The following is a 19,731-nucleotide window of genomic DNA, read 5'->3' on the forward strand; positions in this document are numbered from 1 at the left end:
GCCATGCTGCTAAAATACGCTGAAAAGATAAATCTGTGCTTCGATGAAATACTCCTTTTCATCGGCAGCCGCAAACTTATTTTTTAGACCAGTTCTGTATTTTTAAAGCGAGGAAGGACCTCGTGGGTCGGCCCGAGGGCGACAATTTCTCCATTTTGCAGCCAGAGGATGCGATCACACTTCGCCAGAGTAGAAAGTCGGTGAGCGATGATGATCTGGGTTCGATCCGAGAAAAACTCCTCGGTGGCCTTGACCATGATCTCTTCCGACTGAGGGTCGACCGAGCTGGTGGCTTCATCCATAATCACAATGGGGGCTTCCTGCAAAAGACAGCGGGCCATACAAAGAAGCTGACGTTCTCCGAGAGAGAGATTTTTACCACGCTCTTCAATCTTCAGATTAAGACCTCCGGCCTGGGACTCGACCCAGGAGCGCAGGCCAACTTGTTCCAAAACGGCCCACAGTTTGTCATCCGGTAAGCTATTTTGGATATCCAGGTTAAAGCGCAAAGATCCTTGGAATAAAATAGGTTCTTGAGCAATAAAAGCCATCGATTGACGATACAGGTTGAGGTCCACACCCGCAGAAGCTTCGGCTAATTTGGGAAGATGATTGTTAATGGCAATTTGCCCCTTATCAACGGGGTAGAGGTAGAAAAGAGCTTGAATCAAACTCGATTTCCCAGAGCCTGTTCGTCCGACGATGCCCAATCGTTCCCCTGGTTTCACTTCAAAATTCACACCCTTGAGAACCCAAGGTAGATCTTGGCGATAGCGGAACCACACGTCTTGGACTTGCACCGAGGCGCTGCGTTCTTCCGTCAGACGTCTATGGGCCAGATATCTTTCAACGGATTGCGAGTAAATCGGATGGCCTGTGGCAAATTTACTGGAGGAGGGAAGGTGACTTCCTTTTTCCATCTCCATACGCATGTATTGATCCAGGCGCTCGACGCCGATCATGGCTTCTTCAAACTGCGTGAGCCATTCAAAAAACATCTGCACGGTATTTCCAGAAAGGGCGATAAAACTAAACGCCACGCCCACGGAACCCACCGTCGCCCATCCTTTTTCCACCATAAAGAAAGCAGACACACCCGTGATCAAGAGCAGTAAGGCCGTCAGGCTGTTCATCTGAAATGAAAAGGCCAAGACGTTTTTGGTGGTGCTCATTTTTTGTGAAAGGAAATAACGATCCAGTCGTTCGAAACGTTCGCTAAAAGACTTTTGCCGACGGAACGTACGAATTGTGCTGGCTCCTTGGGTCGTTTCAGCAAAGTGCGCGATGCTAGGGGAGCGGCTGGCCGAAAGCTCGCGTCGTGAGCTGCGCAGTTTTTCCTGGTTCAGTTTGTAAATCAGATAGTTCATCAAACCAATGAATCCGACAAAGATCAGATACAGCGGGTTGGCGATGGTGATCAAAATGACCATCATGGTAAGATCAAAGATGATCGAAATGAACTCGGCCAGGGGGCCTCCGAACAAACGAAAGACGTTGCCATAGTCACTGGAAAAGCGAGTGATGATTCTTCCTGCCGGAGTGATATCAAAGAAGCTCATGGGCAGGCGGGACGTTCGTAAAGTCACTTCATCGTAAAAACTGGAAATGGCTTGCGCCGAGAGGCGCGAAAAACCCACCCGGAAAATCAAAGTAGAAACAAAACCAGAAAGGGCCATAACCATTAAAAGAATCACGAATTGAATCGAGCTAAATCCCGAGAGCAGATTCGCACGTCCCGTCAAAGTATCAACCCAATAGCCGATCACATTGGTGTTGGCCAATAACAGGCCTCGCCCCAGAATTCCCAGGAACAGGCACAGAAATATTTTTCCTAAGAAAGGTTGGTAAGCAAACTTCAGTGTTTCAAAAAGAGTTTTGCTGTAGCCACCTTCTTTTTTGATATCCCCGTCAGAAAGATATTTCGGCTGAACGGAGGTCTTTGTCGTTTTCTTAGACATTAGAAACCTCCTGATTTTTCTCACTGGCCTCTTTGGCGACGGTGGTGGTGTATTCGCGGAACTTCTGATTGCGAGCCAGAAGCTCTTCAAAACTTCCCTGGTCAATAATGCGACCTTCTTCCATAAACAGAATGCGATCCACGCGATGCAAAGCGCTCAAACGATGAGTGACCAACAGGCGGGTGCGATTTTTCCACGATCCCAGAAGAAGCTGTTCGAAAAGCTTTTGTTCCGTATCCACATCCACCGCACTTAAGCAGTCATCCAGTAACAAAATCGGAGCTTTATGAAAGTGAACTCGAGCAAGACCCACGCGCTGACGTTGTCCGCCAGAAAGGTTGACTCCACGCTCTCCAATTTCCGTGCTAAGGCCTTTTTCAACGCGTTCGGTGTTGAGATCAAATTGTGCTAGGTGCAAAGACTCTTCGATCAAAGGATCTCTTTCAGCTTCGATATCGTAAAGGAAGGCGACGTTCTCTCGAAGGCTGGCGCTCATGATGAACCCCTCTTGAGGGACGTAGGCATAATAGGCGCGAACTTCGTCCAGAGGAATTTTCAGGGCATCTTTATCGCCAAGAAAGTACGAGTCAAAATGCGCTCCGGTTTCTCTTAATAAAGAAAGAAGCAACATGGATTTTCCAGCGCCCACTTCGCCAACGACCGCGACAAATTCCCCGTGGGCAATTTTAAGATCAATATTTGAAAGGATTTTGCGACCACCGATGACCAAATTCAGATTGTGAACTTGCACAGCGTATTTATCGTCCTGCTCTTTGTGATAAGAGGAAGCCTCTTTGGACGCTGCGGTTTCATTGTTTTTTGTTCCCAAGAAGCTCTCAAGACGCTTCAAGGAAGTCCACGAGTCAAAGGCAAAGGTAAAGAACCAGGGCATTTGGCGAAAGGGGCGAGTCAAAAAGACGGCGACAATCCAAAGAAGCGCCAAAAGTTCGCCACTGGTTAATTGGTGTTTTGAATAAAGGACCAAAGTTCCCAAGGCCACCACATTGAGAACAAAGGTGATCGAGGAGGAAATCGCATTCATGATCTGACCATTGGTCACCATCAGGACACGGTTGTTAGTTTCGACAATGCGTTTGGCAAAGATATTGCCCTCAAAGTGGTGCGTCCATCCCAGGATGCGGATGGTGCGAATATTTTGAATCCACTCATTCACTAAGCCAATGCGCTCACCCGCCAGTTGTTTGAAACGGTAAAAGAACTTCGATTGGCGAAACGCCATGAAAGTATTGAGAGAGGCAATCGTGAACATCAAAATCACAGTGGGCCAAAGAGGAATATCAAAAAGAAGAGAGATGGCAAAGGGAGCCAAGATAAGAGGAAATAAAGTCGAGCAACCAGCAGGCAAGGTTTGATCCAAAAAGACCGTCGCGCCCTGAACATCGGTGGCATAGAGTTGAACGATTTCCCCAACAGGTTTCCCACTCATGGTGTCGACCTGCAAATGAAGGGTTTTATCGTAAAGACGTTTTGCAAAAACTTTTTGCATATAGAGAGCTTCACGAACACTCAAAAAGTTTGTCAGTTGAGAAAATCCTTGAGCCAAGAGCACGCACAAGAAGGCGCCAACCACATAGGCCAAGGGGTTTTCAAAATGAACGAAGTGCAAGCGGCTTTGTACGCCGGTCAGTTGGTCGATAAATTCTTTTTGAAAGAAGGGCCCGAGAAGTCCCAAAAGCGCCGCCATTAAAGAACACAGAAGAACAATAATGCGAGCGTGAAAGCGGGTGAAAACAACTTCAGAAAACAGCGACTTCATGATGCATCGTCCCTAAACCAGCCTGTGATACTCAGGCGGGGCTGATTACTCTTCTCGACTTGATGAGGGAAGAGGTCACTGCGAAAGAGCATAACTGTTCCAAGTCGGGGTTCGATCTGACTGATCAAGATGTTTTCGTGATCAGGTTGATAAAGACTCAACTCTCCGCCATGTCCTTTTTGCCAGTGTTCATTGAGGTAGAGAATGAAAGTGATCTTTCGCGCCCCGGAGCCTCGATGGTTATCAAGGTGTTTATCATAACCTGCTCCGGGAGGGTATAGGGCAAAATGAATTTCGAATCTTTTGAGGCCCAAATAAAAGGATTGATTCAGGCGTTCTAGAAGTGTGTTGAGAGAGAAAAGAAGATCGTGTTGTAGAGGAGTGGCGGAGTTTTTGTCGATCCAGAGGGTGAGGTCTCCGCGAATTTCTGCATGTGTCGTTTTTGTGGCTCCGCGTCCGATGGAGGCTTTGTGAAAAACCCCTTGGGCGTGAAGCCTTTGACACTCTTGGGCGAGCTTCCGGCAGAACTCTTTGGGAAAGAGTTCCGTCGAGCTCGCCCAATTCTTAAAGGCCAGCTCGTCAAACATTCTTTCCAGTTCTAAGAGATTGATTTGATTCTGCTCCAAAGTGTTGCCATTCTATGCGGGTGAGGGGTTGATGGCAAAAAGTTCTTTTACTCGCCGCGAGTTTTTAAAAGTTTCAGCATTGGGTACGTCGGCATTGGCTCTGAGTAATTGCACAAGTTTGGATCGCTATTTCATGGGCGACATTCGCGACCTTAAAAACGAAGTCGTCATTTTAGGCGCTGGAGCTGCCGGCCTCGCCGCAGCCTTTGAGTTAAAGAGAAAGAAGATCCCATTTAGAATATTCGAGGCATCCTCGCGAGTTGGCGGGCGGGTGCAGTCTGTGTCGGTCTTTCCGGCAGGGGGCCCGGTCGCAGAATTAGGGGCCGAGTTCTTTGAAGGTTCACATTCCCAGGTGTTTGACCTCGCAAAAGAGCTGAGTTTGCCGGTAAGGGAATTAAAAGCTTCAGCAGACCTAGAGGCTCATCTCTTTTCTTTCGACAACAAAGTGTATCGTGTCAAAGATATAGTCCCGCGTCTTAAAACCCTACAGAATCCTTTGCGTCGCGTTCGTGCAGATCTGTATCGTGACCAAGATGTGGTTTTGAGTTATCGCAACTCACTTCAGTACGAACGTTCTCAGTACTACGACACCTTATCCTTGAAAGATCTTTTGGATTCTTGGCGCAGCGAAGTGGATCCTGTTGTTTTGCAGTTGATTGAAGTTCAGGCAGTGAATCGCTTTGGTGTTGATGCCAAGGACCAGTCGGCGTTGCACTTTCTTTCGACCGTGGATGCGGAAGGCAGCTCCCTGTTAAGTGGCCGAGCCACTTATCGTTTGGAGGGGGGACTTTCTGGCTTAACTCAGACGTTGGCGTCGCGGGTGGCTGGCGTAATCCCAGATCAAATCATTCGCATGAACTGCCCACTCACAGAGATTTCTGAAAAAGATGGCATCTTTAAACTGGTCTTTGATGGAAAGGCCGGGAAAGAAACTTTTACGGCGCGCCATGTGATTTGCACACTCCCTTTTTCTAAATTAAGAGAGGTCAAAGGAGTTGCGGATCTTCAGTTCTCGGCCCTCAAAAAAGAGAATATCCAGCAGCAAAACTACGCCACTCACTCTAAAGGAGCGATGGCTTTTGAAACTCCGTTTTGGCGGTCTCGCCGTGGATCGACGGTCGCCAATCTGGGAAATTTCACCGGAAATTTTCTTACCCAAAAAATGTGGGACTCTGGACGGGCTCAAACCGGAACACAGGGACTTCTGAGTTTCCAGAGGGCGGGCACTTCGGGAATGAAAGCCGGTGCGCAGTCTTCAGAGGAAGCGCAGCAGGATTTGCGTCTGTTTTACAGTGATGTCCCGAATATGGATGGCAACGCTTTTCAGTTGGTGAACTGGCAACAAAGAAAGTGGTCCTTGGGGTCCATGGCTGTGTTTAAGCCGGGACAGTATATGCGCTTTCGTGGAGTGGCAGGAGAGCCTGAGTACGAGGGGCGTTTTCTGTTCGCCGGCGAACACACCAGTCTTCGTTACGCAGGCACTTTGCAAGGGGCCCTGGAGAGCGGCGTGAAGGCCGCCTCCGAAGTGCAAATCTAGATTATTTTACCAGATTGACATGCAATGTAGACGCTTCGCCTTGAGCAGCGATGAATCCATCAACATCGGTTTTGTTGATCGCATTGATCAACGAACTCATATGATTGTTGGTCAAACTCATTCCCTGAGGCACGCTGCCATCGGCGTTCACCCAGCTATAGTTCGGTTGAGGAGACACCACGAAAACGATGATGTTGTAAGAAGGTCTGAAACCTTCTTTTTCAACTTGAACTGTCGGCAAAGTCATTGAGTCATCCGAAATGTAAACAGTGCGGGACTCTTTCACCTGCGAAATGCTGATCTGAGAAGAATCGGTCGAGATAAAAGGGCGAGAACCGACGGCATAGAGAACAGTGAGGTACTGTCCCCGCATATTTCCCAAGCGGTTCACTTGCAAAGACGGAATAGTTTCGAAACGAGCTGCTTCCGCATTTCTTTGCGAAACGGAACCACTCATGAGTCCTAAACCGATGATGAGGGTCAAGGCATTGATGATGATAAGTTTAAGTGATCTCATGTTACTTCACTCCTGTTTTCGCGTAATCCAAGTACATAACTAGATGTCCGTTAGGATCCATAATCACGCGATTGATATCTAACTTAATTCCCAAAATTTCTGGTGGAAGAGGAAGACCTCCGGGAATCGTTTCGTCATTTTTCTTCCAACCTGAACTTTTTTTAAGCAGCTCGTCTTTGACTCCCTGGCGAACTTTCCCTTTAAAGAGGGCTCCAGCAAATGAAATGTATTTATCGTCTAAATACATGCTGTCCGTATCAATAGAGTGCAGGACCAGCTGCATGCCGCTCTTATCGCTCAACTGGCGGATTTTTGCAATGATATCGAAGTCGACAATAATGGTGTCCTTCAAGAAGATGGAGCCGGGCTTGTTTTCAATGGAAACACGCAGTTTTACGAAGGTTTCTTGTGGTTTCAAAACGGCGCCAGCTGGAGTTTTTACATAGTCCATCAAAGGAGCGGCCTTTAGTTTCAAAACGGAACCATCTGACTGGGGGATGTGTTCGAAGTTCTTACGTTCAAAACTTAACTGCAAAACACGATTGATCAGAGCTCGATCCACACTCAATGCGATATCGAAGTTTTCCTGAGGAATTAAGTTGAATGAAGGAGCTCCGCGTGACTTATGGGACGCCACGGGGGCACTTCGACTGTTCACGGGATCTTCGACATAAGCCGTGAGGTCAATATTCAAAGACTTCTTAAGATTGATATTTTGCAGCTTTAAGCCCCACTTGAAATTAGGACGAGTGTCGTTATCCTCTTTTCCAGGAGGAATCATGTCTTGGACTTGCTCCAAAGAACCGCCCAAGAACTCCTTGGCTTTCTGGTTGAGCATTTCAGGAAGTTGTTTGCGCGCGAAGTCTCCTAAATTTTCACGCACCTTTTCAAGAATAAGGGGAGCTTGAGCCGTAAAGAGCTTGTCGATCTCTTTGCTGTTAAGATAAAACTTCTTTCCGTTCACCTCAACGGCGAAGGTCGGGACGATCAGCTTTTTATACTGCATCGAAAGCGGAATATTATTGATGTTGTTATCAATTTCCAGAGCCTCAAAATCCAATCCACCATAGGCATTCATGCGCAGATAAAAGGGCAGACGAATTTTAAGAGGCATATCTTTGTCGCCCGCAGAAAGTGAAACGTCCTCAAAACCGGCTTTTCCCAGGAATTCGTTATTAATGTCCCACGCGACCACGGAACTCGTAGCGATGGTCAGTTTTTTGACTTCAAGTTCAATGGCCAAGATGGCACCGTCTCTTTTGCCAAGCGCCTGCATCAAAGCTTCATCGGTGACCAAACCAAAACGCGAAAATTGAGCGATGTATCCCGATTCTCCGATTTCAATTGTGGGGCGATGGTCGTTCATTGAGAATCCCACCAACCACTGAGTCAAAAGATCACGGACTTGTTTATACATTTTAACGGCGTCAGGATTGCTGCCGGCGAAGTCGTCAGGATTGATCGCTTTATCAAAAGTGTAAGTCATGGCTGGGAAGTAGCCTTCATCTAGCTTTACTCCGAGGTTGCCCAGAATATCACTCAGACGGGTGTCGAAGTACTTCATCCCACGAGATGTGATTTGGACCTGCACGGCATTGGACAACAGGTGTTTGTCTGCAATCGGCGGATTGCTATCAGCAGCAAGGGCATTAAGACCATGCAACGACAGTAACAGGGGAATCAACAATTTAGATGTGTGAAACCGACGTACCATTTGAACCTCATCCTTTGGGCACTCTTGTTCGAGGAGCAAGCTTGCAAACAGGGTTCCAAATTGAGACGTCTTCTAAATCAATTAGGAGGGCTTTGGAAGGGGCTTGGTCTGTCTAAGAACGAGACAGGGGTGACGCAAAAAAGCCCTCTTGAATCTCAAAAGGGCTTTTTACCTATAAGGACAGGGAAGAATTAAGCGGCCTTTTTATAATAGTACTTTTCGTACTTCTTATATTCCTTGTAATCGGAAGCGGAAGCCTTTGTGTATTCTTTTGTGTACTTATTGAAGGCTTTGTCCAGCCAAGCGTAATAGTACTTGTAAACGTAGTTAGAAACATACTTGCAGTACCAAGTCGCAGAGGCCGTAGGGATGTATTCGTGTTTGGATACGAAGCCGCGAAGATGTTGGCTCATGTGTTTCCACCAGTAAGTAGCCTCTGTCTTATGAACAAAGTTGCCAACGAAGACAGGTTTTCCTTCGTATGTCAGACCCACTTCGTAGCCGTGACCTACCGGGCGGAAGTAAGATTTAAATGTCATTTCGCCGAACTTATAGTTCTTATATTTGGGTGCCACAATGTCTCCTTAGATTGTGTTAGAGATGGCTTCTTTATCGGACCTTCCCGATTAGACCTAACAAGGCAGTGTGAATTTTAATAAAAACTAGACGCCAGAGAGACCCCTACCCGGGGAGGGATTATTCAATTTTTAGACAGTCGGGAAAAAGTTTTAAGGAGTCATGAAATATCCCCTCCGGTTTGAGACATTTGATAGAAGAAGAGCGTCTTTTCGTAATCAAAAGGAGAATTCCATGTTTAAAAAGCTATCTTTTCTGATGGCAACTTCGGCATTTCTGGCGGCGTGTAGTGATCCCTCCTCCATGCAAATTCAGATGAATGAACAACAAGGTGTCATTGGTGGAGACAAAGTATCCGCAGGAAGTCTGATCAGTCGTTCTACGGTGGGACTGTATGACGCCAAAACAAAGTCTCTTTGCACGGGAACCTTGATCTCAGAGCAGTTGGTATTAACTGCGGCTCACTGTATTGACTCCACATCCGATCAGTTGGTGGTTTATTTCGGAACGGATTTTAAAGGCGCTGATCAGAATCTCATGCGTCCGGCAATGAAAGCGATTGTTCATTCTCAGTATGATCCAACAAGAGTTGAAGACACTCATGATATGGCTTTGGTTCGCTTTGTCGGGGCTGCTCCCCAAGAGTTTCAGCCTGCGCCTCTTTTGAGTGATTTTTCTTCTGTGCAAAAAGACACGCGCATCGTAGTTGCTGGTTACGGGCTTAACTGGGCTTGGGGATTGAAAACCGGTGCGGGAACATTGCGCACGACAAGCCTTAAGGTCAAGAAGCCTCTTTATGGTTCTTCTGAGATCATGATTGATCAATCTCTGCGTAAAGGAATTTGTAGCGGGGATTCTGGCGGTCCGGCTTATCTTGAGGTCGATGGGCAGTTGCGTCTTTTAGGCGTTGCTAGTCGAGGAGATTCAATTCCAATCCCTTTGACTCCGGATTGTTTCATCATGTCGATCTTTACGCGTGTCGATGCCTTCTCGGATTGGATCCAAACAACATCTGAACAACTGATGTCTATCCAATAAATTTGTTAGCCCCGAATTCTCGGGGCTTTTCTTTTTTTAAAAGTTAAAACCATATCCCGCGCGCAGGATAATTTGATTTGCTGAGGACGTGCTGTTGTCGGGGAAAAGGGCATAGTCCAATTGAACGGGGATAAAACTGTTTCGATCAAGTTGATAGTCCAACCCTAAGGAACCGACGACCGTTTGATTCGTACTGATTTTACTAGAGTCTAAGACGTTACTGCTTTTGCCAATCGCAAAAAGAAATCCTAGTCCCGCGCCCGCCCAGGCATCCCATTTTTTTGAGTGAAGATATCGATACCGCACTAAAGCTTCCAATCCCAGATAGCTGATGTCGACCTTGCAATCTGCAGATCCCGTGCAGGCTTTTGTCGGCGAAGTTCCCGTGGCTTGCAAAGTTTCATAACTCACAAAGAGGCGAGCGCTCACATTGCCATCCACCTCTACTTGGTAAAATCCCGACAGATTAAAACTTGATCCTGAAAGAGAGACGGACGGGGCGCCACTGGGTTTGACGGTCATGGAGTTCATGGCGTACCCCGCAGTGAAGCCTCCGGAGGTCTTTTCTTTCGCAGGTCGTTTTGACTCTTTTCCGGTCGTTTTGGAACGAGCGGCGTATTTGCTTAAACTGAAATCCAGCTGCATGCGGCCTTTTATTATAGAGGCCACGGCTTTGCCGTTTTTAACCTGTTTGACTTCAAGAAGGGCTTTGGCTTTTCCATCCAAGGTTCGAGCGGCTAATTGATCACCGACAAGAACATTTTCCCCTTCTGTATCGATGAGCACACGATCATTTTTTATGACCAGAGATTTGATGGCGTAGGCGGGGAAAGTGAACGTTGTTAAAAGCAAGAGGCCGGCAAGAAACTTCATGGACATACTATCGACATATTCAAAATGAAACTGTAAGTGGAAGGGCACAGTGTCTCAGGACGAAACACCCAATAAAGGTCTACATCTCAATGGGGCCTATTCCGATAAGTTCCCTATGGAAGCAAAAGTAACCACCTTAGAACGACCTCGTGCTGTCCAAATGGCTGCGGCAGTACTCATATTGACTCCCTTTATGGATATTTTGACTCTGCAAAGAACGGGGACCCAAGTTTTTGACTGGGTCGGTTGGCTTCTTATTTTCGGTGCAGGAGTCAGTCTTCTCATTCGTCATAAGTCCGCTTGGGTTTTGGGATTGGCCTTGTGTGGAGTTTTTGTTTTCATGACTTCCGCCAGCCTTTTTCGCGATATGGAGGTGGCGGACCCTGTTGTGAGTACGGCCAAGCTCATGGATTGTTTATTAGTTCTTTTTATCGTGGGGACGGTTTCGTATTTTTTTCGTTATCCCTACTTGGATCGTCGTCAAAACTGGTTTGCACCCACCGGAGATCGTTTTGTCGCGAATATTTCCGTGGTCTTGGGTGGGGTAGAGACTCAAACCCTGGATCTTTCTTATACGGGTGCTCGTATTTCAATCCCTCGGCCGGGGATTTTTAAGGTGGGGGAGATTGTTCCGTTGCAAATCAGCGATATAAACGACATCCAATGCCAAGCCCGGGTGATTGATACTCAAAACGATCACGTTCGAGTTCATTTTGAGGAGACTTCTTCGGCTGACAAAGACCTCATTCGGCAGTGGCTTCATAGTCAAAATTTGCAAAAAGTGTAGTTTTAAGCTTTCGCCCGCTTTGATTTTAGGGCATAAGAGGGTTTTTCCATCTAAGGTAGAGTCATGACTAAGACGACAAAGAAAAAGAGCATAAAGAAATCTTCCTCCAAAAAAACTGTGGGGGCCTCTGCGGCTTCAACTGAGATTCCGGTGAGTGTGCGACAGATCCTTGAGAACGTGCGCCCCACACCGATGATCGAGAATGGCCTTACCAATGAGGAAAAAATCGAGAAGATCTCTGAAAAGTTCAGCGACATCATGGAGACCTTGGGTCTTGATTTGAGTGATGACAGTCTTCGCGAGACCCCGCGCCGTGTGGCCAAGATGTATGTGAATGAGGTCTTTGGCGGGTTGGATGCGAAGAAGTTTCCCAAGATGACCGTGATCGACAATAAGATGAACTATGATCAAATGATTGTCGTCCAAAGCATCACCTGTCTGTCATTTTGTGAACATCATTTCTTACCGATTCATGGACACGCCACGGTCGCCTATATTCCGAATAAGAAGGTGATCGGACTTTCAAAAATCAATCGTGTCGTTCAGTATTTCTCTCGTCGTCCTCAAGTGCAAGAGCGTTTGACAAAACAAATCGCGGACTGCCTTCAGTATATTCTCGAGACTGAACACGTGGCAGTTCATATCAATGCCAGTCACTACTGTGTGATCATGAGAGGGATTGAGGATACGGGAAGCACGACGTCCACTGCGGATCTGCGTGGTCATTTCAAAACACGTCTTGAAACTCGAGACGAGTTTTTGCAGCACTGTCGAACGAAATAAAGGCCTAGGAAACCCTAGGCCTCGTGTCAGATCTCTAGACCAATGCCGATTGCAAAAGTTCTCTTGAGTTCTTCGAAAGACTTTCGACCGCCACCATACGTTTAATCTGTTTCAGCGCTTTTTCCTTCATCGCGGGCTCTAACTTCTGGACGAAGTTAAAGGCTGCGCAAAGACGAGCAGCCACTTGCGGATTCTTCGCATCAATTTCCAAAATCTTATCTGCGTAGAATTCGTAAGCATCCATTTTTGGATCATGGAAGCGCACGATATTGGCACCAAACGCTCTTAACAGCGAATAGACGTTGTTAGGATTGGTGAGGCTGAATGCAGGGTGCTTCGTCAAGGCTTTGACGTCTTCAAGCACGTTGCTGCGGCTGGTGGTCGCTTGGGCCGTGAACCATTTGTTAATGACGACGGAATCGTTTTTCCAGTCATCGTGGAAGTTTTGTAGAGCTTTCTCACGATGAGCAGAATTAGAGTCGGCCAAAAGCATCATCGCCGCCATACGGTCGGTCATGTTCTGAGCGTCCCAATATTGTTTATTAACGATCTCCAGAATTTCGGGATCATTCAGGTCCGCAAGATAACCGAGGGCTTGATTTTTTAAAGAGCGATGAGAAAACACTTTGGTGTCACGACTTTTCGGTTCTACGCCATGGAACTGGCGGTAGATATCAAGCAAGTGGCCACGATTTTCGCGCGCAATCGCCGCACGAAGAGTCGTACGCGCCAGGTGGAAGGCTTCGGCATCCAGAACAGCTTCTTCCTGCGCCAAAATGGCATGACTGGGAAGTTGCAACATTTTTGATTTGAATCCGGGGTCCATGTTCGCATCGCGAATGATGGCACTCATCGTTTTGACAAAACGAGGATCCACCGTTAGTGGCGCTTTCGCGCGAGCCTGAGCAATTAAGTTATGCAAAACTGTAAGGCCTAATTTCTGGGCCATTTCCCGGCGATTGAAAGAGTCCGTATCCTTTTCCATAAGGAAGTAGAGGTCGTCTTGAGAAGCCTCCCACTTTATGTTTATCGGAGCAGAAAACTCTCGCAAGATGGAAAGGACAGGACGTTCCTGAAGGCTTTTAAAGACGAAAGTTTCTTTCTTGTCTTTAAGTTCAATCAGGTGCTTGCCATCAGAGTTGACTTGGATTTTTTCGCAATCCAATTTTAACTCTTGGCCACGACGGTCCAGAAGCCCCATCATTAAAGGAACATGGAAGGGATCCTTTTGCGGTTGATTCGGAGTTGGTGGGCAGTGCTGCTCCAGCGTGAGATGGAATTCTCCCTTTGCCGCATCGAAGTTCTCTTGAACTGAAACCACCGGAGTTCCTGCCTGATGATACCAGCGTTTGAATTGAGAGAAGTCTTTGCCGTTGGGCTCAGAAATCGCAGACGCAAAATCATCGGTCGTCACGGCTTGTCCATCGTGGCGTCGGAAGTATTCATCCATGCCCTTACGGAATCCTTTGCGACCAACAATCGTTTGCATCATGCGAATAACTTCAGAACCTTTTTCATAAATGGTCATCGTAAAGAAGTTGTCGACGGCCATGCAAGACTCAGGACGAACAGGGTGGGCATTGGGACCGGCGTCTTCAGCAAATTGTCCTGTGCGAAGGGCATCGACATCTTCAATGCGCTGAGTTCCTCGGTCCGTCATATCCGCAGAGAATTCTTGATCGCGGAATACGGTGAGACCTTCTTTTAATGAAAGTTGAAACCAGTCGCGAAGAGTGACACGGTTTCCGGTCCAGTTGTGGAAGTACTCGTGAGCCACCACCGACTCAATGCTATGGAAGTCCACATCTGTGGCCGAGTTCGAGTCGGCCAAAACCAAACGGGAGTTGAAGATGTTCAGACCTTTATTTTCCATCGCGCCGGCATTGAAGTCATCAATAGCGACGATCATGTAGTCGTTCAGATCATACTCAAGACCGAAAGTGTCTTCGTCCCACTTCATGGATTTTTTAAGGGAGTCCATCGCATGCCAGCAGCGCTCTTGTTTGCCGTGGGCGGCGTAAACTTCGAGGTTCACCTTACGACCTGTCTTGGTCGTAAAGGTATCACGAATCACACCGAGGTCCCCCGCGACAAGAGCGAAAAGGTAGCATGGTTTTTTGTGAGGATCTTTCCAGAAGGCCTTATGGCGTCCATTGCCCAGATCTTCGATTTTAATACGATCGCCGTTGGAAAGCAGGACCGGATACTTTGTTTTATCCGCCTCGATCGTCACAGAGTATGACGTCATGATGTCGGGTCGATCTAAGAAGTAGGTGATCTTTCTAAAACCTTGAGCCTCACACTGAGTGCAAAAGATTCCATTGGATTTATAAAGTCCTTCAAGGGAGGTGTTGTTTTGCGGTTGCAATTCCGTTTCAATTTCTAATGTGAAGGAATCGGGAACGTTGGGGATGGTAAGTTCTTCTGGAGTGACTGTGTATTGGTCCACAGACAGCGTTTGACCGTTGATTTTAATGGCCACCAACTTGAGGTCTTCGCCGTTCAGGCGCAACTCGGCCCCCGGGGAGGTCTTTTTGATTTGGGTCTTCGCGAGAACTCGACAAAAGTCTTCGTTCAGATTGAAGTCGAGGTTCACGGACTCTACAGTGAAACCTGGCGCTTTATAGTCTTTGAGATAAATTTTTTCTTGTTTCATAAAGCCTCGATTTAGATAATGGACCAATGAGTTTGCTAATCACTTCTATCACAATAAATACCCCGCATCTACAGGACATGCTGGTATTCTATCGAAATATTGGCTTTCAATTTATAGCGTCAAAGGTGGATAAGGGCAGTGAAGTGCATCGAGCAATTCACAATGGCGTCGAGTTTTCCTTATATTCGATTCAGAATAGTCAGCGATCTCAGATTCCAAGCCTTCAACTGGGCTTTAAGATTACAGAATTGGAAAGAACGGTGACAGAGTTAACTAAAGTGCCTGGGGCCATGTGTATCTTGGACCCGACAGAAATGCCGGACGGAAAAAAGGCCATCGTGCTTGATCCCGATGGCCATGCGATTGAACTTTGTGAATACAGCCCTTAGTGGCTTTGTTGGTACATACGATCTTCAAAGGCCGCCAAAGCGGCCTTTGCGCCTTCTCCGATCGCAATCACAATCTGCTTATAAGGAGTGGTTGTAACATCGCCAGCCGCGTAAATACCGGGAACCGATGTTCGCCCTTTTTCATCCACGATAATCTCGCCAAACTTGCTTAAGTTCACTGTGTCTTTCAAAAATTGACTGTTGGGTAAAAGCCCAATCTGAACAAAGATGCCATCCAAATCAATTTTCTCGGACTTGTTCAAAGAGCGATCGACGTACTCAAGCTGCGTGACCTTTTGTCCATCACCGAGAATCTTTTCAGTCTTCGCGCTGGTGATAATGGACACATTGGGAAGGGATTTGAGTTTGTCTACCAACACCTTATCCGCTTTGAGTTGATCGTTATACTCAAAAACAACGACTTCTCGTACGATCCCCGCCAAGTCGATGGCGGCCTCGACGCCGGAGTTTCCGCCGCCAATGACGGCGATCTTTTTGCCTTTATAAAAAGGTCCGTCACAATGTGGGCAATAAGCCACGCCACGGCCTAGATAATCTTTTTCACCAGCAACACCCAACTCGCGCCATTTAGCGCCAGTAGTGACAATGATGGAGTCTGCGGTCAAGTGCTCGCCACTTTCAAGTTCAATGGCTTTGACCTTGTCTTGCGTGTGAATCTTTTTAACCCGACGGTTTTCAAAGACCTTAATGGGATAGCTCGCCACGTGTTGATTCAGTTGGGCGGCAAGTTGGGGCCCCTCAGTGTACGTCACCGAGATCAGATTTTCGATCCCTTTGGTTTCCTGAACTTGGCCACCGATCTTTTCAGTAATCAAAGCGGTGCTAAGACCTTTGCGAACGCTGTAGATTGCGGCGGAGGATCCAGCAGGTCCGCCTCCGATCACCAAGACCTCGAAGTGTCCCAGATTTTTGTTCACGGGTTCCTCGGGAGCCTGGGATTCATCAATTCCGAAAGTGGCCTCCAGTTTTGCCAGGAGATCTAGCAGTTGAATGCGGCCTGAATGAAACATTTTGGAATTTGCCACAAGACTAGGAACTCCTTGAATTCCCAATTTCTGAATGTCGTCTTGGACGTAGCCACCATCAATGATCTCATGATGGAAGCTGCCGTGGATCAATGCCATTTGATTTAAAGCCTGAACAACGTCAGGGCAGTTTTCGCAAGTCAAAGAGATGTAAGATTGGACGGAGATATTTTTCTTCAGTCTTTTTACGCGACTTGCGATGAGGCTGTCTAAGGGTTTGCCTTTTCCATCAGTGTTGAGGATGGCAAGAATGAGGCTGGTGAATTCGTGACCACCGGGAATCCCTTTAAAAATAATTCCAGTGGGCTGGCCTTTGTAGGCGATGTGAAACTGAGGCATGGGGGAGGTGCCAGCCGCGTTTTTGCTGACGACAATTTTTGGACATGTGCTAGCTACGTCCTCAAGCATTTCGATCAGATCTTTTTGATCCTCGTGAGAACTGTTTTCGTAAATGAGCTCAACTGTATTTTCGAGCTTTGAAAAGACGGAAGTAAGTTGTTCTTTCAGTTGTGGATCTAACATTACAGCCTCCTAAGGGATGGAGAAGAAAGCGTCCCCGCCGAATGCAGCGGGGACTTGCCAGGGAAATCTAAGATTAGATTTTACCAACGAGGTCCAAGCCAGGTTTCAAAGTCGCTTTGCCTGGAGTCCATTTAGCAGGACATACTTCGCCAGGATTTGCAGCGATGTATTGAGCCGCTTGAACTTTACGGTACAATTCGTCGGCGTTACGGCCGATACCGTTGTCTTGAACTTCAGCAAGAACGATCTTGCCTTCGGGGTTCACAAGGAAAGTACCACGGTAAGCAAGACCTTCTTCTTCAATGTGTACGCCGAAAGCGCGAGTCAATTGGAAGGTGGGATCTGCCAACATAGGGTATTTGATTTTTTTGATAGTTTCAGAAGCATCATGCCATGCTTTGTGTGTGAACTGAGTGTCTGTGCTCACGCTGTAAACTTCAACGCCGGCTTTTTGGAAGTCTGCGTATTTGTCAGCCATGTCGCCAAGCTCTGTGGGGCAAACAAAGGTGAAGTCTGCAGGGTAGAAGAAGAAGATAGACCATTTACCCTTAAGGTCGTTTTGAGTCACGGTTTTGAAATCGCCGTGATGGAAAGCTTGAACTTTGAAGTCAGGCACTTTTGTGTTGATGAGTGTTTGCATTTATTCTCCTTGAATAAAAGTGGTTTATGTTCAGGCCCAAGGCCCAAAAATGAGTTCTCCTAAGAGCCGTTGTTCCTAGGGGGACATCTTTCGTCTTTGATAGTACGGGATCAATCTCTTTTATTGAAATCGATTAAAAATATGAATTGATAGATTTAATCTATTTATGCATAATACCTAAAAAGAGGTCTTGAGATGGTATCAAAAGTGAACTTTTCTCTAACGCAGCTTGAGTATGTTATGGCTTTGCACAAGTATGGCCATTTTGCGAAGGCCGCCGAGGCCTGTTTTGTGACTCAGCCCACTCTCAGTATGCAAATTCAAAAGCTGGAAGAGGATTTGGGGGTTGTGATTTTCGACCGCTCAAAGAAACCGGTCTTGCTGACACAGATGGGCAAGAAACTGATTTCGCAGATGCAGACAGTCCTTTTTGAGGCCAGAAAAGTCGGAAGTATTATTCAACAAGAGACCAAGGGCGCCAAGCAGGGCAGTCTGGCAATTGGCGTCATCCCGACCGTGGCTCCTTACCTGTTGCCGCGACTTTTGCCAGTCTGCGAAGAACTTTTTCCAGAGGTGGAACTAAATATCAAAGAACTTCAAACGGAACAAATTTTTGAAGCCTTGAACGGAGACGAGATCGACGTCGGCGTTCTGGCAACACCAACGCAGATTCCTCAGATGTTCGAGTTCCCTCTGTACTATGAACCTTTCTATGTTCTTTGTGAAAAAAAACATGAGTATGCACAAATGAAAAAGATTAAATATCAAAGTCTGGGTATGAATGACATCTGGCTTTTAGAAGAAGGCCATTGTTTAAGAAATCAAGTGCTGGATCTTTGTTCCATTCGTAAAAGCAAAGGGGGCTCCGGCCGTCGTTATAAATTTGAAAGCGGCAGTCTTGAGACCTTAAAAAACCTTGTTGATCTTTACGGTGGTTACACTCTTCTTCCTCACTTGGCGACCGAGCAGATCGGTTCTCATAGCCAGTTGGTTCCCTTTGAACGACCCATTCCCGCCCGTGAGATTGGTTTGGTCTACCGCCGAGAACACTATAAAAGTGAATTGATCGAGCTGCTTGGTGAGGCTGTATTAAAGTGCATTCCAGAGGAATTACGCAAGATTCGGCCGAAAGATTTGGATGTCCTTCCGATTGCGTGATACACCAAGAGTATGGAAAACAAAGTGACTCGTAAACCGATTGAGACTCGTGAAGATATACAGCTCCTGGTAGATAGTTTTTACCATAAGGTTCGCCAAGATACTTTGATTGGTCCTATTTTCAACGATGTGGCGAAAGTCGATTGGGAGGAGCACCTTCCTAAACTTTATAATTTTTGGTCCGATCTTCTGTTGGGTGAAGACACCTATCGCGGGCGGCCCTTTCCTCCCCATATGAAGTTGAATTTGGTGCCGGGGCACTTTGAGCAGTGGTTGCGACTGTTCACCGAAACTGTTGATGAACATTTTTTGGGTTTGAGAGCAGACGAAGCGAAATCTCGCGCTTTCCGGATTGCGCGCAACTTTATGATCAATTTGAGTTTGCTGGATTAGACATTAAAAATGTTTTCCGCCAATCATTTCGGAATCTCTGTGTCTAATAAAGCATAAAGTTTTATTTTAGAAGTTACGGAGGACCCCCTTATGAAAGTCACCGTCAACTTTACGTCTCAAGGTCGTATGCTCGAAGGGCAGCTCTTTTTACCTCTTGAGGATAAAGGGCCTTTTGCAACTCTGCTTTTTGAGGGCTCAATTACCGGGGCCACGAATCAGATTACAGAATATTTAGCACGTGAGGTCAGTAATCAAGGATTTGTCTGTATGATGATGGATCATAGTTACTATGGAGATGAAGAAAGCGCGGCCCAGCCGTGGGAGTCCCCCTCTAAAAGAATTGAAGATATTAAAGCGGCTTTGAATTTTCTGATGGAATATCCCGCCGTCGACAAAGAAAAGATTGTGGGTGCGGGGGTGAGTGTGGGGGCCGAATTCCTGACTCAAGTTTGCAAGACAACATCGCTCTGCAAGGGGCTTATTCTGGTGCAGGGGCCTTTTGATGACTCTCAGAATGTGGCGAGGGACTTAGATATTCCCTCCGTTGTGATCGATGAGACTCATTTGGAGGCGGCGGTGGATGAAATTGTCTTGTGGGTGAGAACTCTCTTTAATGGCCGTCTGGTGGAGGATTTAAAACCCTCCACTTACGATTGGAGTCAGTCAGAGAAGTAAGGATCACTTTGAACTGATCTCCTAGTCTGGTGATGGCACGAGGATTTGGAGGGAGGGAAGGACTTT

At 46.9% G+C, this 19,731-nt stretch carries 18 protein-coding genes; 8 read left to right on the plus strand and 10 right to left on the minus strand.

What is annotated here, in order from left to right; translation table 11 throughout:
* Positions 1-83: 83 nt before the first annotated feature.
* From ACM64D_RS10695 to ACM64D_RS10705, 3 genes are read right to left on the minus strand one after another with little or no spacing between them, the layout of a single operon-like run.
* A complete protein-coding gene (locus ACM64D_RS10695; RefSeq protein WP_415063206.1) occupies positions 84-1,958 on the minus strand; it encodes an ATP-binding cassette domain-containing protein in 1,875 nt (624 codons plus the stop codon).
* Positions 1,951-3,735: an ABC transporter ATP-binding protein gene (locus tag ACM64D_RS10700; protein ID WP_415063207.1), complete on the minus strand. Its 1,785-nt coding sequence runs from the start codon at positions 3,733-3,735 to the stop codon at positions 1,951-1,953. The genes ACM64D_RS10695 and ACM64D_RS10700 overlap by 8 nt, the downstream gene beginning before the upstream one ends.
* On the minus strand, positions 3,732-4,361 hold the full coding sequence (locus ACM64D_RS10705; protein WP_415063208.1) for a 2OG-Fe(II) oxygenase: 630 nt from the start codon (positions 4,359-4,361) through the stop codon (positions 3,732-3,734). The genes ACM64D_RS10700 and ACM64D_RS10705 overlap by 4 nt, the downstream gene beginning before the upstream one ends.
* 31 nt (positions 4,362-4,392) lie before the next feature.
* Between ACM64D_RS10705 and ACM64D_RS10710 the strand changes: the two genes are divergently transcribed.
* Entirely contained in the window at positions 4,393-5,898 is a 1,506-nt protein-coding gene (locus ACM64D_RS10710; RefSeq protein ID WP_415063209.1) for a flavin monoamine oxidase family protein, read from the plus strand.
* Position 5,899: 1 nt separating this feature from the next.
* Here the strand turns inward: ACM64D_RS10710 and ACM64D_RS10715 are convergent, their stop codons facing one another.
* The 3 genes from ACM64D_RS10715 to ACM64D_RS10725 all read right to left on the minus strand — a co-directional run bounded on the left by ACM64D_RS10715 (position 5,900) and on the right by ACM64D_RS10725 (position 8,704).
* Positions 5,900-6,415, minus strand: coding sequence for a hypothetical protein (locus ACM64D_RS10715; RefSeq protein WP_415063210.1), 516 nt, complete (start codon positions 6,413-6,415; stop codon positions 5,900-5,902).
* A gap of 1 nt (position 6,416) precedes the next feature.
* On the minus strand, positions 6,417-8,129 hold the full coding sequence (locus tag ACM64D_RS10720; protein WP_415063211.1) for a hypothetical protein: 1,713 nt from the start codon (positions 8,127-8,129) through the stop codon (positions 6,417-6,419).
* Positions 8,130-8,320: 191 nt separating this feature from the next.
* A complete protein-coding gene (locus ACM64D_RS10725) occupies positions 8,321-8,704 on the minus strand; it encodes a hypothetical protein (RefSeq protein WP_415063212.1) in 384 nt (127 codons plus the stop codon).
* 235 nt (positions 8,705-8,939) lie between these two features.
* Between ACM64D_RS10725 and ACM64D_RS10730 the strand changes: the two genes are divergently transcribed.
* Entirely contained in the window at positions 8,940-9,743 is an 804-nt protein-coding gene (locus tag ACM64D_RS10730) for a S1 family peptidase (protein ID WP_415063213.1), read from the plus strand.
* Between the two features lie 36 nt (positions 9,744-9,779).
* On the opposite strand, the gene ACM64D_RS10735 is transcribed toward ACM64D_RS10730, so the two are convergent.
* The gene (locus tag ACM64D_RS10735) at positions 9,780-10,616 is read right to left on the minus strand and encodes a hypothetical protein (RefSeq protein WP_415063214.1); all 837 of its coding nucleotides are present in this window, start codon (positions 10,614-10,616) and stop codon (positions 9,780-9,782) included.
* Positions 10,617-10,731: 115 nt separating this feature from the next.
* Here ACM64D_RS10735 and ACM64D_RS10740 point away from each other — a divergent pair, with 115 nt between their 5' ends.
* Both ACM64D_RS10740 and folE read left to right on the plus strand, forming a co-directional pair.
* Positions 10,732-11,403 (plus strand): PilZ domain-containing protein, encoded by a 672-nt coding sequence (locus ACM64D_RS10740; protein ID WP_415063215.1) that lies wholly within the window; start codon positions 10,732-10,734, stop codon positions 11,401-11,403.
* A gap of 63 nt (positions 11,404-11,466) precedes the next feature.
* Complete coding sequence (gene folE / locus ACM64D_RS10745) at positions 11,467-12,186, plus strand: GTP cyclohydrolase I FolE (RefSeq protein ID WP_415063216.1); 720 nt, start codon at positions 11,467-11,469, stop codon at positions 12,184-12,186.
* Between the two features lie 34 nt (positions 12,187-12,220).
* Here folE and pepN read toward each other — a convergent pair whose 3' ends face one another.
* Entirely contained in the window at positions 12,221-14,842 is a 2,622-nt protein-coding gene (gene pepN, locus ACM64D_RS10750; RefSeq protein ID WP_415063217.1) for an aminopeptidase N, read from the minus strand.
* A gap of 26 nt (positions 14,843-14,868) precedes the next feature.
* Between pepN and ACM64D_RS10755 the strand changes: the two genes are divergently transcribed.
* Positions 14,869-15,231 (plus strand): VOC family protein, encoded by a 363-nt coding sequence (locus ACM64D_RS10755; RefSeq protein WP_415063218.1) that lies wholly within the window; start codon positions 14,869-14,871, stop codon positions 15,229-15,231.
* On the opposite strand, the gene ahpF is transcribed toward ACM64D_RS10755, so the two are convergent.
* A complete protein-coding gene (gene ahpF, locus ACM64D_RS10760; RefSeq protein WP_415063219.1) occupies positions 15,228-16,799 on the minus strand; it encodes an alkyl hydroperoxide reductase subunit F in 1,572 nt (523 codons plus the stop codon). The two genes, ACM64D_RS10755 and ahpF, sit on opposite strands and share 4 nt — an antisense overlap.
* Before the next feature lie 73 nt (positions 16,800-16,872).
* Complete coding sequence (gene ahpC, locus ACM64D_RS10765) at positions 16,873-17,439, minus strand: alkyl hydroperoxide reductase subunit C (protein ID WP_415063220.1); 567 nt, start codon at positions 17,437-17,439, stop codon at positions 16,873-16,875.
* 195 nt (positions 17,440-17,634) lie between these two features.
* Here ahpC and ACM64D_RS10770 point away from each other — a divergent pair, with 195 nt between their 5' ends.
* The 3 genes from ACM64D_RS10770 to ACM64D_RS10780 all read left to right on the plus strand — a co-directional run bounded on the left by ACM64D_RS10770 (position 17,635) and on the right by ACM64D_RS10780 (position 19,665).
* Positions 17,635-18,597, plus strand: a complete 963-nt coding sequence (locus tag ACM64D_RS10770; RefSeq protein WP_415063221.1) for a hydrogen peroxide-inducible genes activator — start codon at positions 17,635-17,637, stop codon at positions 18,595-18,597.
* 12 nt (positions 18,598-18,609) lie between these two features.
* Positions 18,610-18,990: a group III truncated hemoglobin gene (locus tag ACM64D_RS10775; protein ID WP_415063222.1), complete on the plus strand. Its 381-nt coding sequence runs from the start codon at positions 18,610-18,612 to the stop codon at positions 18,988-18,990.
* Positions 18,991-19,080: 90 nt separating this feature from the next.
* Positions 19,081-19,665: an alpha/beta hydrolase gene (locus ACM64D_RS10780; protein ID WP_415063223.1), complete on the plus strand. Its 585-nt coding sequence runs from the start codon at positions 19,081-19,083 to the stop codon at positions 19,663-19,665.
* Positions 19,666-19,731 lie beyond the last annotated feature (66 nt).

The organism is Bdellovibrio sp. (assembly GCF_047637665.1).
Taxonomy (GTDB): Bacteria; Bdellovibrionota; Bdellovibrionia; order Bdellovibrionales; family Bdellovibrionaceae; genus Bdellovibrio.